The sequence below is a fragment of the Bifidobacterium choerinum genome (assembly GCF_002761235.1).
Classification (GTDB): Bacteria; Actinomycetota; Actinomycetes; order Actinomycetales; family Bifidobacteriaceae; genus Bifidobacterium; species Bifidobacterium choerinum.
In genome coordinates this window covers 575,706-591,303 of sequence record NZ_CP018044.1, presented here as the reverse complement: position 1 = coordinate 591,303, position 15,598 = coordinate 575,706, and the positions used below count along the sequence as shown (strand labels likewise).

Here is a 15,598-nt window from a genome sequence, read left to right as displayed (position 1 = left end):
GCCGGATGAGGAAACAGGAACAACGGACGAGGGAGTCATGATGACATTCGCGACAAACGGCGGGCCATCGACGCTGCGACGGCTCTGGAGAGGAATCGGCGCCGCGGTGTGCGCGGTCGCCGTCGGTCTGGGAACGGCCGGTTGCGGCGCGGCCGGCGCCAGCGGACAGGTCACGCTCGATTTCTTCCAGTTCAAAGCCGAGGCCGCGGACTGGTTCAAGCAGGCGGCCGAGGAATTCGAACGGGATAATCCGGATATCCACATCAACATCAACAATTCCGCGAACGCGCAGACCGATCTGCGCACGCGCTTCGTCAAGGACCGCGTCCCGGACGTCATCACCTTCAACGGCGACTACAGCTTCGGCACCTTCGCGGCGAGCGGCGTCTTCCATGACTTCACCGACGATCCGATCGTCGACGAACTCAACGAAGGCATGGTGGACATCGCGAAGAACCTCGTGCAGACGAAGGATCCCGCGAAGAAGCGGCTGTATGGGCTGCCGTTCGCCGGCAACGCGTCCGGCTACATCTACAACAAGGACCTGTTCCGCAAAGTCGGGCTCGACCCGGACAATCCGCCGAAGACATGGGACGAGTTCACGTCGATGCTGCAGACGTTCCGCGACGCCGGCATCGATCCGGTGCAGGCAACGCTCGCCGATGCGTGGACGACGCAGGCGCCGCTCGCATCGCTCGCCGGAACGCTCGTCCCCGAGCGCGAATACACCGATCTGCAGAACGGCACGACGACGTTCAAGCAGATCTGGACGGAGCCGGTCGCCAAGGAGATTGAGCTGTTCACCTATGCGGACGGCGAGAAGGGCGTCACTTACCAGCAGGGCACGCAGAACTTCGCGAAGGGCGCCGCGGCCATCATCCCGCTCGGCACCTACGCGATCCCGCAGATCACGATGATCGACAAGGACATCGATCTGGGCTTCGCGCAGATGCCCGCCACCAACGATGCCGCCGAGCAGATCCTCACCGCCGGTGACGACGTGATCCTCACGATGGGCGCGAACAGCAAGCATAAGGAACAGGCGATGCGCTTCATCCGTTTCCTGATGAGCAAGAAACAGCTCGAAGACTACGCCGACGCGCAGTCCGCGATCACGCCGCTCAAGGAGACCTATTTCGGCAATCCCGCGCTCGAAACGGTGCGCCCATTCTTCGAAAGCAATCGCGTGGCTGATTTCTGCGATCACTACATCCCGTCGTCGATCAACATCGGCGGCTATCTGCAGTCCGCGATTCTGAGCGGCAACGTCAACCAGTTCGTCGATTCGATGCAGAACGAGTGGGACAAGGTGCAGGCCCGCGACTTCCGCGAATGAGATAGCAAGGACGCAAGGAAAGGAAGACCAGAACATGACTTCGTTGACCAACGCCGGTCAGCAGGCGCGCGCGATGGAGGACGTGCTTGCGAACGACATCGACACCCATCACTCCCGCAGACCCGCGAACAAAGCGCCGCGCAAGAAGAAGGCGTCCGCGTTCTCCAACCGCAAGGTGGACCACGCCTACTATTGGATGGCCGTGCCGGCCGCGGTGATCTTCGCCGTGTTCCTCTACGTGCCGTTCATCCAGGGCGTGCTGTACTCGTTCACGAACTCGCAGGGCTACGGCGACTACGACTGGATCGGATTCAAAAACTATGCGGCGCTGTTCCATGACGAGCGCGTCGGACACGCCTATCTGTTCACGTTCCTGATCGCGATCGCGATCACCGTGCTCATCAACGTGATCGCTCTGTTCCTTTCGGTCGCGCTCAACGGCAAGATCGCATGGAAGAACGGCTTCCGCGCGATCTACTTCATCCCGTACACGTTGGCGGTGCTCGTCATCGGCTACGTGTTCAAGTACATCTTCATGCAGCCGCTGCCCGCGCTCGGCAAGGCGCTCGGCATCGGATGGCTGAGCGAATCGCTGCTGACGAGCGAACGCTACGCATGGATCCCGATCGTCTTCCTCGCCGTGTGGCAGGGCGTCGCCTATTCGGTGCTCATCTACCTCGCCGGTCTGCAGACCGTGGACACCCAGGTCTACGAGGCCGCCGCGATCGACGGCGTCAACGCGTGGCAGAAGTTCTGGAAGATCACGTTCCCGCTGATCGGACCGTTCTTCACGATCAATCTCGTGCTCACGATGAAGAACGCGCTTGGCACCTTCGACCAGGTCGTCGCGCTCACCGACGGCGGCCCGAACTCGAAGACGGAGACGGTGACCTACCTCATCTGGAAGGGCGGCCTCACCGGCGGCGAATACGCCTATCAGACGGCCAACGCCGTGCTGTTCTTCATCGTCCTCGCGATCATCGCGTTCATTCAGCTCAAGTTCTTCAGCAGCAAGGAGAAGGTGTGAGATCATGACCACCGCAACCACCATCACATCCACATCATCCGCACAGCCCACCGCCGGCGCGGCGCCGACGAAGTTCCGCAAGGACCGGCGCATCAATTGGTGGCTCACCGCCGTCGTCGCCGTGTTCAGCCTGACGATTCTCGTGCCGTTGTACTTCACCGTCGTCACCGCGCTGAAGACGCCGGCCGAGGCGGGCACCTTCAGCCTGCCGTCGAGCTGGCAGTGGGGCAACTTCGCCGCCGCATCGGCGAAGGTCGACTATCCGCGCGCCGCGCTCAATTCGGCGATCATCACCGTGCTCGCCGTCTCGCTCACGCTCGTGACGAACACCTTCGTCGCCTATGCGATCGCGCGCAACATGGACAAGCGGTTCTTCCGCATCCTCTATTACTTCTTCATCGCCGCGATGTTCGTGCCGTTCCCGGTCGTCATGCTGCCGCTCGCCAAGCAGATGGGCTCGTGGCATCTCGACAACCAGGCCGGTCTGATCATCCTCTACGTCATCCTCGGCCTCGGCACGAACCTGTTCATCGCGACCGGCTTCATCCGTTCGATCCCGATCTCACTCGAGGAGGCCGCGCGCATCGACGGCGCCGGCACATGGCGCATTTTCTGGAAGATCATCTTCCCGCTGATGGGGCCGATCAACGCGACGATCGCGATCATGACGGCGCTGTGGGCATGGAACGACTTCCTGCTGCCGCTCATCATCCTCACCGACCAGAGCAACCAGACGATCCCGCTTGCGCAGTATGTGTTCAGTTCACAGTTCGCGACGAACTACCCGCAGGCCTTCGCGAGCTATCTGATGGCGATGGCCCCGGTGCTCGTCGTCTACATCTTCGCCCAGAAGTGGGTCGTCGGCGGCGTCATGCGCGGCGCCGTGAAGTAGCCGCGTGCACGTTGCGTTCGTCGCGCGATGTTCGGCCGCATATCTCGATTGTATTTGCGAACAATCGAGATATGCGGCCGTCGTATTGGCGGAGGGTGCATATGGGCGATGAGGATGGGAGATTCTGATCAAGATTGCGCGTATATGCGCGCATGGTCGCCGGCATATGTGCGCATATGTGCCGATGCGCTCCCGCGCGCAGTCGCAGCCCATCCGCGCATTCGCATAACTCGCCTTTTCGTATGAACATCCGAGTAATGCGAGTGCAGACGGAGAGGATATGCATGATGCGGACTGCACGAAGAGGCGATGTCGGGGGGGGGATGTGTGCTGTAATCATCGTACGATTCGACATCGGCGCGGGAAGGAGCATGCATATGACGAGACGACTGCTGGAGGTCACGTCGGTGATCGCACACACGGAATGCGGACCTGCGGGGGAATGCGCCGCGCGCACGCTGCCGCCCGAATCGGTCGATGTACGCGATGACGCCGATCTCGTCGCCGTCGCCGTGCATGCGCAGCTGCCCGTCGGCAATCCGATTCTCGACCATCCGACGTTCCGCGCGTCATGTGCGCTCACGGTGACGTGCGCGCTGCCGATGCCGGGATCGCCGATGCTGTGCCTGTATCAGCACAAGGAATGGTGGATGCGTCCGACATGGGTGAGCGGCTTCGCGGAGGTGCCGCAGCGCACGCAGATGCTGCTGTGGCGTGCCGCGGACAGTCGGTGGCATCTGCTGCTCGCGGTGAGCGATCGCGCATGCCGTGCCGATATCCGCGGTATCGAAGGACGCGCGGACGGCGTGGCGATCGACGTGTCGACGAATCAGGCGGGGCGTACGACCGTGGAGGGGCTGACGCTGCTGTATGCATATGGCGACGACCCGTACATGCTCGTCGAACGATGCGTACGGCGCGCGGCGCGGGCCAACGGCATCGCGATGCGGGACGGGCGTCCGTTCCCCGAGATGTTGCGCGGCCTCGGTTGGTGCACCTGGGATTCGCTCGGCCAGCAGGTGAGTGAGGAGGGCATCGTCGCCAAGATGGAGGAGTTCCGGCGCCTGCGGGTGCCGATTTCCTGGGTACTCATCGATGACGGCTGGTCCCGAACGGCTGACAATAAGCTGACTGGTTTCGACGCCGACCCCGTCCGTTTCCCCCACGGCCTTGCGTATACCGTCGACGTGCTCAAACGGGAGTACGGCGTGCGCCATGTCGGCGTATGGCAGGCCTTCCACGGCTATTGGGGAGGCGTCGATTCCGATGCCGCGGAATTGCGCGCGTGCGGATACATGTTCGAGACGCTGCCGGACGGCATGGCTGTGCCATCGTCGCAGCTGTCACAGGACGCGCTCGCGTGCCCAACGCGTTCCGGCGGCGAACGATTCTGGCGGCGTTGGGATGAAGCGCTCGCTCATGACGGCATCGATTTCGTCAAAGTGGATGCGCAGAGCACGATGTCGGTGCTCACGCGCGGCGTCGAATCCTTCGCCGCGCTGCGCAAGCGGCACGAAGTGCTCGACCAGATCGCCGCCGAGGTGTTCGATTCCGCGCTCATCAACTGCATGGGCATGGCGCCCGAGAACTACTGGAGCCGTCCGACATCGCCGATCGTGCGCACGAGCGACGACTTCTTCCCGCGCATCCCCGAGTCACTGCCCGAGCATGCGATCGAGAACGCCTACTGCTCGCTGCTGATGGGGTGTCTCTACCATTGCGACTGGGACATGTTCTGGACGAAGCATCCCGACGCGCGTGTGCATGCATGGCTGCGGTGGATCAGCGGAGGGCCGATCTACTGTTCCGACGCGCTCGGCGCAACCGATCCGCAGACGCTGCGTCCGTTCCTCGATGTCGACGGCGCGCTGACCCATCCCGACGGCGTTGGCATGCCGATCGAGGCGAGTCTGCTGCACGATCCGGTGCACGGCGACGTCCCGCTCGGCATCGGCAACACGTTCCACGGCGACGACGTCGTGCTCTTCGTCGGACTCAACAAGGATGCCGCGCAGACCGCGCACATCGCCGCCGGCGACGCGGCATGCGACGTGCACGATCTTGAGAGCGGCGCACATGTGCCGCTTGACGCCCATGAGACGTTGGACGTCGAGCTGTCCTATGGCGAATACGCGGTGTTCGCCATCGAGCGTGGCGGAATTAGTTTCCCACACGCCCACAGCGAATGCGCGGTGGGAAACTAATTCGCCGGCGCATACGCTGGTGTGACCAGCGAATCGTTGTATCAGCCACGCAAAGGAGCCGCACCCATGACCACTCTCAACCGTTCCACGCTTCCGGACGATGTGCGCACGAACGGCGCCACGCCGAACCCATGGTGGGCGAACGCCGTCGTCTACCAGATCTATCCGCGCAGCTTCCAGGACTCCAACGGCGACGGCATCGGCGATCTCAAAGGCATCGCGAGTCGTCTCGATTACATCGCCGACCTCGGCGTCGACGTCATCTGGCTGAGCCCCGTCTACCAGTCGCCGCAGGACGACAACGGCTACGACATCTCCGACTATCAGGCGATCGACCCGCTCTTCGGCACGATGGAGGACATGGACGAGCTGCTCGAACAAGCGCATGCCCGCGGCATCAAGGTGATCATGGACCTCGTCGTCAACCACACCTCCGACGAGCACGCATGGTTCCAGGAGTCGCGCGACCCGAACTCGGACAAGGCGGACTGGTATTGGTGGCGTCCCGCGCGCGAAGGCAAGAAGCCCGGCGAGCCGGGTGCCGAACCCAACCAGTGGGGCTCGTACTTCGGCGGCTCCGCATGGCAGTACGACGAACAGCGCGGCGAATACTTCCTGCACCAGTATTCGAAGAAGCAGCCGGATCTCAACTGGGAGAACCCGGCCGTGCGCAAAGCCGTGTACGACATGATGAACTGGTGGATGGACCGCGGCATCGACGGCTTCCGCATGGACGTCATCACGCAGATCTCGAAGGTCGTCGACGCCAACGGTCGCCTGCCCGGCGAACCCGGCAGCACGATCGACGACTACCCGGCGGGCCAGGAAGGATACTCGTCGCCGTACCCGTTCTGCTCCGACGGTCCGCGCATCGACGAGTTCCTCAAGGAGATGCGCCGCGAGGTCTTCGAAAAGCGCGGCGGCTACATGAACGTCGGCGAAGCGCCGGGCGTCGACGCCGTGCGCAATGAATTCATCACCGACCCGGCGAACAAGGAACTCGACATGCTGTTCCTCTTCGACCACGTCGGCATCGACCAGGGCGACTCGAAGTGGGACATCGTCAAATTCGACGTGCGTCACCTGCGCGAACAGCTCAAGGCACAGCAGGAGGCCGTGCATGACCGCGGCTGGGCGAGCCTATTCACCTGCAACCACGACCAGCCGCGTGTCGTCACCCGCTGGGGCGACGACACGAGCGAGGAGATGCGCGCACGCTCCGCGAAGGCCTTCGGCATGCTCATCCATCTGCACCGCGGCACCCCGTACATCTACCAGGGCGAGGAGCTCGGCATGACCGGCGCGCATTTCACGAAGCTCGACCAGTACCGCGACCTCGAATCGATCAACGCCTACCGCCAGCGCGTCGAAGAGGCGAAGGTGCAGTCGAAGGAATCGATGATGAAGGCGCTCGCGCTCTTCGGCCGTGACAACGCACGCACGCCGATGCAGTGGGACGGCTCGAAGTACGCGGGATTCATGGCGGCGGACGCGAAGGGCGAACCGTGGCTGTCGGTGAACCCGAACCATGTCGAGATCAATGCGGCCGCGCAGTTCGACGATCCCGACTCGGTGTACACGTTCTACAAGAAGCTCGTCAACATGCGCCACAACAGCGCGCTCGTCGCGGCCGGCGAATGGGAGCTCGTCGACGACGATGACGAGAGGGTCTACGCGTTCACGCGCACACTGGAACGTACGGACGGCGAAGGCGGCCAGCCGGAACGCATGCTCGTCGTGCTCAACCTGAGCGGCAAGCATGCGGTGCTGCCCGCATCGGTGACGCGTCTGCTCGAACGCCGCGAGCACGGCGTGCGTGAAGAGGACATCGTGCTGAGTACAATCGATGCGATCCACAGCGCGAAGGCGCTCTCGGGCGGGGAGCTCTCCGCGTGGGAAGGCATCGTCGTGCAGTTGTGACGGCGTCGACGACCCTATGACCCTATGACGCTTGAGGGACGGCCCAACTGGGCCGTCCCTCAAGCATATGAGATGCCTCCCGTATCCGAGACCGTGTGGTGCGATTCGCCCCCGTCGCGTTCACTACGGCCTTCCGTAGCGAACGGTCTACGCGCATGTTGCGCCTCTCACGTTCGCAATGGGAGGTCCCAGTGACCGTTCCGCGCGCGACTTGCGCCCGTGATGGTCGCAATGCCGCTCCTTGGCGACCGTGACGGATGCGATATGACACGGTGATGGTCGCCAGCGGCCGCGCCGGAACCGCCGGTGCGGCCGCTGGCGCCGTATCCGTCTCAACCATGCGGCCACTAGGCGGACGCGGTGGCCGCGGAACGCGCATGAAACCCTACAATAACGGCTTATGGAACAAAAAGATGTGTTGCAAGCGATGCGGCATGACCATGCCGCCGAACTGAAGCTGGCCGCCGAACGACTTGAGGGGACTGCGAAGCATACGCAGATCATCGCCTCCCCGGTGCTGTCCGAAATGACCGGCCATACGATTCTGCTCAAGCCGGAGAACCTGCAGGTGACCGGTTCGTTCAAGATTCGCGGCGCTTACAACAAGATCGCCTCGCTCACCGACGACGAGCTCGCCCGCGGCATCGTCACCGCCTCGGCCGGCAACCACGCGCAGGGCGTCGCCTATGCGGCGCGTGAACGCGGCGCGAAGGCGACGATCCTAATGCCGGAGATCACGCCGCCGCTCAAGGTGGACGCGACGAAGGCCTACGGCGCCGACGTCGTGCTGCACGGCGAGGTCTTCGACGAGGCCGCCGCCTATGCGATCGAGCTGAGCCAGAATGAGGGCATGACCTATGTGCCGCCCTTCGACGACTACGAGGTGCTGTGCGGCCAGGGCACGATCGCGATGGAGATCCTCGAGGACGTCCCCGATGTGACCGACATCGTCGTGCCGCTCGGCGGCGGCGGTCTGGGTGCGGGCGTCGCGCTCGCCGTCAAGACCTTCCGCCCCGATGTGCGCGTCATCGGCGCCATCCCCGAGGGGTCGCCCGCGTGGCGCAAGTCGCTCGAGGCCGGCCGTGTCGTCGCCGCCGACAAGGTCGTCACGTCGGCCGAGGGCGTCGCCGTGCGCCGTCCGGGCGATCTGACCTTCGCGTTGCTCAACGAGTTCCTCGACGATCTCATCGAGGTCTCCGAGCGTGACATCAACGAGATGATCCTGCTCATGCTCGAAAAGCACAAAATGGTCGTCGAGGCGGCCGGCGCCGTCTCGCTCGCCGCGCTCGAACACCTCAACCTGCGTTCGCGCAAGTTCGCCGAGGCGGAAGGCGAGCATGTCGTCGTCCCGATCATGTCCGGCGGCAACATCGACACCGTCACGATCGGCGCCGTCATCCAGAAGGGCATGATCGCGCGCGGCCGCATCATGAACTTCGAAGTCGAACTGCCGGATACGCCGGGACAGCTCGTCAAGGTCGCGACGATTCTCGCGAAGGCGCGCGCGAACGTCATCGCGCTCGACCACGACCAGTTCAAGGCGAACGGCCACTACACGAATTCGGTCGCGCTTGGCGTCACCGTCGAGACGAACGGGCCGGAGCACATCGAGCAGGTGATGCAGATGATGCGCGACGCCGGCTACACGCCGAAGCGCATCTACTGAGCGCGGCAGGCGACGTCCCACGCTGATGTTCCACACGGTGTTCCACGTGCAACATCCGTGATGCGGGCAACCGATTGCATTGCCGACGAAGGGCCGGATGCGGGGATTTTCTCCCGCATCCGGCCCTTCGTCATCGTCGGCCATCGCCGATTCGCCGCCGCTTGTCGCGTGAAACCTACCGCTTGCCGGAACGCCGGAGTTTCCGATGCGCGCCGCGGGTACGGTGGCGGTAACGCATCCGAACGGATACCGAGGAGGAACGAAGCCATGCGAGTCGAGTTGTCGATGAATCCGACCGTCGCGCACGAGGAGGCGCGTGTCACGGCGCGCATGCCGAGCGACGCGCTCGACGAGGCGGTGCGACTGCTCGCCTCGATCGGCGACGACGCCACGATCGTCGAACATGACGGCGGCCTGCGTGGCGCCATTGTCGGCAGGCGCGGCGGCGGCGCCGTCGTCGTGCCGATCGCGGACGTCTACGTCGCGCGTGCGGACAACGGCGCCGTGCAGCTCGTGACGGCGAAAGGCGCGCTGCGGACGAACAGCCGTCTCTACGAACTCGAACGGCAGCTGGGCGCCGACTTCGTGCGCATCAGCAAATCCGCGATCGTCAATCTCAACAAGATCGACCGCATCGAGCCCGGCTTCGGCGGCGCATACGGCGTGCGGATGTCCGACGGCACCGTCGAATGGATCTCGCGACGCTACGTCGGCGCATTCAAGACTGCGCTCGGCATGTGAGGATGCGTGAAACAAACGATGGCAGTCGTAGTGACCGCAGCGGCAAACGCAGTCTGAAGGAGGCTGACATGACCACGACCACGAACAACAGCACCAATAACGGCACGAACACCGCCGTCGTCGGCAAGGCGATGGCGAAGTACACAGCGGTCGGCATCGGCATCGCCGCATTCATCGCGATGACCTTCGCGGCGATCACGGGGCTCATCATCGGCGGCGAGACCGGCGCGCTGCTCGTCAAGCAATTCGTCGCGATGCTCGTCATAGGCGTCGCATACGGCGCGCCGGCCGTCGTCTGGCTCAGCGACCGCCTCGCGAAATGGGCGCAGATGCTCATCGCGCTTGCGCCGGGCACCGTCGTCTACATGCTGATCGCCTGGTGGATCGGCTGGATCCCGCGTCAATACGGCCTGTGGGCGGTCGTCAGCGTCGTCGTGTTCATTCTCGTGTTCACGGCGATCATCTCGGCAATCTGCGGCGTCGTGTTCCGCTCTGATGTCCGCCGTATGAACGCGCAGCTCAAGCGGCGCCGCAGCCGTCAGTGAGTCGCGCGCGGCGCGATGCGCGGTCTGTGCGCAGGCGCGCCGATGACATCGTCATCGCCGACGACGCATGTGCGGATGCGCAGATGCGCTCACTGCTGATTTGCGGCGATCGTCTCCTCGACGAGCTTCGGCAATGCGACGGCGATGTCGTCGTGGATGAGACGGTCGGCGAGCGAATCGTACTGCGTGCGTCCCATGTTCATGATCGTGATCGGCGTGCCCGCCTGCGCGGCCGCCGGCACGATGCTCGCCGCCGGGAAGACTTCAAGCGTCGAGCCGACGACCCACAGTTCATCCGCCTGCTGTGCGGCGCGGATCGATCGTTCCATCGCGCCTTCCGGCAGCATCTCGCCGAAGTAGACGACGTCCGTCTTCAGCAGTCCGTTGCAGGGCATGTTGCCGCTGTATGGCAGCCTGCGGTGGCAGTGCGGATCCGGCTCCTCGTCGAGCCGCGCCATGATGTCCGCCGTGTCGTAGCGCGCATGGCATTTGAGGCAGTGCGATGTGCCGATCGTGCCGTGCAGATTCACGATCTTGTCCGGGCTGTTGCCGGCCTTCTCATGCAGCGCGTCGAAGTTCTGCGTCGCGATAAGGCTGAGCAGTCCCGCTTTTTCGAGGTCGACGAGCGCATAGTGCGCCGCGCCGGGTTTCGCGTTCCATACCGGCGATTCCTTCTGCCACCGCCACGAGTATTCGCGCGCCTCCTTGTCGCTGAGGAAGGCGTCGATGTCGTACACCTGCATCTGGTCGGGATGCTTCGTCCACACGCCGTCGGGGCCTCGGAAATCGGGGATTCCCGCCGATGTGGAGATGCCCGCTCCGGTGAACACCATGATCTTCTTCTTCGCCATGTCGCGCTCCTGTTCCTGTGTCCGCTGCCGACGGCCGCCGCATGCGCCGCGCGTCCGTCGCCGTCGTCTACAGGCTTACCATGAACGACGGCGTTCCGGGCGCCGTCTATGCGCAGCGGGGAGGTGCGCGCGGCTTCGCATAGGCCGCGCGCACCTCCCCGCTGCGCTGTGGTCGCCCTGTACGACCGCCGATCGACGTATCAGGAGGCGACTTCGAGCTGTTCGACCGGCTGCGCGGCGTCGATGGCGTCGTCGCTGATCTCGTCCGCCATCGCTGCGGCGTCGGCGCGGCGATTCCTGATGAAGACGACGGCGACGATGAGCAACACGAGTGCGCACAGTGCGCCGAACGCGCTCGACAGATTGAATCCGGTCATGCCGCGGTTGCCCATGATGCCCGCGAATACGGCGGTGCTTACGGCGCCCATCATCTGCGCCAACGCGTTGAACAGCGACGTGCCGTCCGCCGTCTTCGATTCGTCGAGTTCGCTGACCGACCAGGTGAGCAGCGGCATCAGCACGAGCGAGATGCCGATCGTGCGCACGGCGTTGATGCCCGCGAACATGGCGAGCGACGTCGTCGACTGCATGAACACGAGCGCGACCATCGACGCCAACGTGAGCGCGGAGCCGACGATGGCGATGCGGCGCGCACCGATGCGGTCGAACAATGCGCCGCCGATCGGATTCATGACGATGCTGCAGAGCGATCCCGGCAGCAGCATGAGCCCGGAGACGGTCGCGACGAAGCCCATGCCGTCCTGCACTGCCAGCGGAATCGTCGTCATCGGTCCGATCATCACCAGATACAGCAGGCAGGCGGCGATGACGCCGATGCGGAAGCGGTAGCTTTGGAACACATGCACATCGAGGAACGGCGTCTCAAGGCGCAGCTGCCGGCGTACGAAGAGCACGGCGCCGATGACGCCGAGCACGAGCGCCGCGCATCCGACGCGGTCGAAGCCGCCGGTGAGCGTGCCGATGCCGTAGGTGACGCCGCCGAACGCGATCGCCGTCAGCAGGAACGACGGCATATCGAGGCGGATGCGGCTCGTCGGCAGCACGTTCGCGAAGACGGCCGCGGCGAAGACGAGCGCCAGCAGCATGCCCGCGCCGGTGAGCGCGAAGATCGAACGCCAGCCGGTCGTGTCGGCAAGGATGCCGCCCAATGTCGGCGCGACGACCGGCGCGGCGCTCAGCGCGAGGCCGTACCAGCCCATGATCGTGCCGCGCTGTGCAATCGGGAAGATCGTGAACAGTACGATCTGGCCGACCGTCATGATCGCGCCGCCGCCGATGGCCTGCAGCGCGCGGCCGAGCAGCAGCGTCTGGATGTTCGGCGCGCACATGCACAGCGTCGTGCCGAACAGGAAGACGCCGATGACGCCGATGTAGAACGGTTTCGTCGGGACGCGCTTCGCGAGGAACGCGGTCATCGGGATCATGACGGCCATGACGAGTGAGTAGATGCTCGTGATCCATTGGCCGGTGCCCACCGCGATGCCGAATTCGCTGATAATCGGCGGCAGCGCCGTGCTCAGCGCCGTCGACAGCAGCGACGATGCGATGCAGCACAGGATGATGTTGATGAGGATGAGCATGCGCCGCCGCGGCGTCACCGTGACGGCGGCAGCGTTGGCGTTGATGTCGGTCTGATCGTCGCGCATGGACTGGCAGGCCGTGGATTTCGAGGTGGACATGCATCTCTTTTCGTACAGGCATCGCGAAGCTGCGGCCTGACTACAGTGCGATGCACCGGACAATGCGAACAGCCGTCCCCCGTCTCGCCGGAGATGGCGTTGGGCGTCCGCCTGCATGAACAGCGGCGGAAACGCACCAGCGAACAATGATAATCGACGGCTGCATGGCATCGATCATTCGTGTGTCTTCGTCACAAAATCCGCACGGATAGGCGATGCGCGTATATGCGGCCGGCAGCGCATTGATGCCGGGTCGTCATGGCGATGCTGATCGATGGAGGTCATTTATCGGTGGTTGGTGTTTTCGACACGCCGGGTGGTGGGTGTTTTTGGTTGGTTGGTGGTGGTGTTGTGGGTGTGGTTGGGTGTGGTGTGGGGTGGTTTTGGGGTGTTTTCGACACGCCGTTGGTTGTGTGTGTTTGCAAGGGTTTTGGGGTGGTTGGTGTGGGGTGGGTTTGCGTTTTGGTTGGGGTTCGTGTAAGTTATTCATCTTGCTGCCGGTTGGTGAGCTTCTGGACTGGGTCCGGAGGGGTTCGTCGGCCGTGTGTGGTGGTTTGAGAACTCAATAGTGTGTACTGTACTACTTCATCACATGGCCTTTGTTGGTTGTGTGGTGGTCTTTGATTGCCAGTCCGATGCCCGCCCGTGTGGTACCCGAGGGGGTTTGATGGGTGTCGGGGTTTTTGTGTGACCGTCCTTCCTTATTGGATGGTCCGTCTTTTTCTTTTGGGGCCGTTTGGCTCTTCATGAAGGTTTTTTGTGGAGGGTTCGATTCTGGCTCAGGATGAACGCTGGCGGCGTGCTTAACACATGCAAGTCGAACGGGATCCGGCCGGGCTTTGCTTGGCTGGTGAGAGTGGCGAACGGGTGAGTAATGCGTGACCAACCTGCCCCATGCACCGGAATAGCTCCTGGAAACGGGTGGTAATGCCGGATGCTCCGCACCTTCGCATGGGGGTGTGGGAAATGCTTTTGCGGCATGGGATGGGGTCGCGTCCTATCAGCTTGTTGGCGGGGTGACGGCCCACCAAGGCGTTGACGGGTAGCCGGCCTGAGAGGGTGACCGGCCACATTGGGACTGAGATACGGCCCAGACTCCTACGGGAGGCAGCAGTGGGGAATATTGCACAATGGGCGCAAGCCTGATGCAGCGACGCCGCGTGCGGGATGGAGGCCTTCGGGTTGTAAACCGCTTTTGTTCAAGGGCAAGGCGGGTCTTCGGGCCCGTTGAGTGGATTGTTCGAATAAGCACCGGCTAACTACGTGCCAGCAGCCGCGGTAATACGTAGGGTGCAAGCGTTATCCGGATTTATTGGGCGTAAAGGGCTCGTAGGCGGTTCGTCGCGTCCGGTGTGAAAGTCCATCGCTTAACGGTGGATCCGCGCCGGGTACGGGCGGGCTTGAGTGCGGTAGGGGAGACTGGAATTCCCGGTGTAACGGTGGAATGTGTAGATATCGGGAAGAACACCAATGGCGAAGGCAGGTCTCTGGGCCGTTACTGACGCTGAGGAGCGAAAGCGTGGGGAGCGAACAGGATTAGATACCCTGGTAGTCCACGCCGTAAACGGTGGATGCTGGATGTGGGGCCCTTTCCACGGGTTCCGTGTCGGAGCTAACGCGTTAAGCATCCCGCCTGGGGAGTACGGCCGCAAGGCTAAAACTCAAAGAAATTGACGGGGGCCCGCACAAGCGGCGGAGCATGCGGATTAATTCGATGCAACGCGAAGAACCTTACCTGGGCTTGACATGTGCCTGACGATCCCGGAAACGGGGTTTCCCTTCGGGGCGGGTTCACAGGTGGTGCATGGTCGTCGTCAGCTCGTGTCGTGAGATGTTGGGTTAAGTCCCGCAACGAGCGCAACCCTCGCCGCATGTTGCCAGCGGGTTATGCCGGGAACTCATGCGGGACCGCCGGGGTCAACTCGGAGGAAGGTGGGGATGACGTCAGATCATCATGCCCCTTACGTCCAGGGCTTCACGCATGCTACAATGGCCGGTACAACGCGATGCGACATGGTGACATGGGGCGGATCGCTGAAAACCGGTCTCAGTTCGGATCGCAGTCTGCAACTCGACTGCGTGAAGGCGGAGTCGCTAGTAATCGCGGATCAGCAACGCCGCGGTGAATGCGTTCCCGGGCCTTGTACACACCGCCCGTCAAGTCATGAAAGTGGGCAGCACCCGAAGCCGGTGGCCCAACCGTTTTTCGCGGGGGGAGCCGTCTAAGGTGAGGCTCGTGATTGGGACTAAGTCGTAACAAGGTAGCCGTACCGGAAGGTGCGGCTGGATCACCTCCTTTCTACGGAGTTCTGTGGGGCGCCCGTGTGGCGTCCGTTTCGGGACGATGTGTTTCCCGCCCTTGTGGGGGTGGGGGTCGTCCCTGCTGGTGTGGAAGAGATCAAGGATCTGTTGCCGGCCCTGTGGGTCGGTGGTGGTGCGGTGCATGCTGTTGGGTCCCCGGACCGCCACGCCCCTTGTGTGGGGTGGGTGTTCCGCGCCCATGGGTCCGGTGCGGCGTGTTCGTCGTGTCGTGCGGGCTTGTGGTGTGGTGGTGGTTTGAGAACTGGAGAGTGGACGCGAGCAACGGCCGCATCCGTTTGGGTGTGGTTGGTGTTCGTACTGTGAATGAACCGAGGCGCATCGGTCCGTTGTGGCTGGTGCGGCCTGGACGCATCCCTGTTGTGGGGTGTGTGTGTTCGTTCGTTTGTTTCGTGTC

Annotated in this window: 10 protein-coding genes and 1 rRNA gene; 9 read left to right on the top strand and 2 right to left on the bottom strand. The window is 63.3% G+C overall.

The annotated features are described in order from the left end of the window. The first annotated feature begins 40 nt into the window (after nt 1–40). From BcFMB_RS02260 to BcFMB_RS02225, 8 genes are all read left to right on the top strand, one after another. Complete coding sequence (locus BcFMB_RS02260) at nt 41–1,336, top strand: ABC transporter substrate-binding protein (RefSeq protein WP_033491502.1); 1,296 nt, start codon at nt 41–43, stop codon at nt 1,334–1,336. A gap of 73 nt (nt 1,337–1,409) precedes the next feature. Continuing rightward, nucleotides 1,410–2,363: a carbohydrate ABC transporter permease gene (locus BcFMB_RS02255; RefSeq protein ID WP_051354818.1), complete on the top strand. Its 954-nt coding sequence runs from the start codon at nt 1,410–1,412 to the stop codon at nt 2,361–2,363. A gap of 4 nt (nt 2,364–2,367) precedes the next feature. After that, nucleotides 2,368–3,255 (top strand): carbohydrate ABC transporter permease, encoded by an 888-nt coding sequence (locus tag BcFMB_RS02250; protein ID WP_024540200.1) that lies wholly within the window; start codon nt 2,368–2,370, stop codon nt 3,253–3,255. Nucleotides 3,256–3,632: 377 nt separating this feature from the next. Then, the gene (locus BcFMB_RS02245; protein WP_198405433.1) at nt 3,633–5,459 is read left to right on the top strand and encodes a Sip1-related alpha-galactosidase; all 1,827 of its coding nucleotides are present in this window, start codon (nt 3,633–3,635) and stop codon (nt 5,457–5,459) included. 66 nt (nt 5,460–5,525) lie between these two features. Then, nucleotides 5,526–7,379: a glycoside hydrolase family 13 protein gene (locus BcFMB_RS02240; protein ID WP_099720933.1), complete on the top strand. Its 1,854-nt coding sequence runs from the start codon at nt 5,526–5,528 to the stop codon at nt 7,377–7,379. A 400-nt stretch (nt 7,380–7,779) separates the two neighbouring features. Next, nucleotides 7,780–9,045 (top strand): threonine ammonia-lyase, encoded by a 1,266-nt coding sequence (ilvA, locus tag BcFMB_RS02235; RefSeq protein ID WP_099720932.1) that lies wholly within the window; start codon nt 7,780–7,782, stop codon nt 9,043–9,045. A 267-nt stretch (nt 9,046–9,312) separates the two neighbouring features. Then, nucleotides 9,313–9,786, top strand: coding sequence for a LytTR family DNA-binding domain-containing protein (locus BcFMB_RS02230; protein WP_024540204.1), 474 nt, complete (start codon nt 9,313–9,315; stop codon nt 9,784–9,786). Between the two features lie 68 nt (nt 9,787–9,854). Beyond that, the gene (locus BcFMB_RS02225; RefSeq protein WP_024540205.1) at nt 9,855–10,331 is read left to right on the top strand and encodes a DUF3021 domain-containing protein; all 477 of its coding nucleotides are present in this window, start codon (nt 9,855–9,857) and stop codon (nt 10,329–10,331) included. An 89-nt stretch (nt 10,332–10,420) separates the two neighbouring features. On the opposite strand, the gene BcFMB_RS02220 is transcribed toward BcFMB_RS02225, so the two are convergent. Continuing rightward, on the bottom strand, nt 10,421–11,182 hold the full coding sequence (locus BcFMB_RS02220) for an SIR2 family NAD-dependent protein deacylase (protein WP_024540206.1): 762 nt from the start codon (nt 11,180–11,182) through the stop codon (nt 10,421–10,423). 200 nt (nt 11,183–11,382) lie between these two features. Beyond that, the gene (locus BcFMB_RS02215) at nt 11,383–12,882 is read right to left on the bottom strand and encodes a DHA2 family efflux MFS transporter permease subunit (RefSeq protein WP_157775031.1); all 1,500 of its coding nucleotides are present in this window, start codon (nt 12,880–12,882) and stop codon (nt 11,383–11,385) included. Between the two features lie 756 nt (nt 12,883–13,638). Between BcFMB_RS02215 and BcFMB_RS02205 the strand changes: the two genes are divergently transcribed. Then, nucleotides 13,639–15,181, top strand: a 16S ribosomal RNA gene (locus BcFMB_RS02205). The last annotated feature ends 417 nt before the right edge of the window (nt 15,182–15,598 follow it).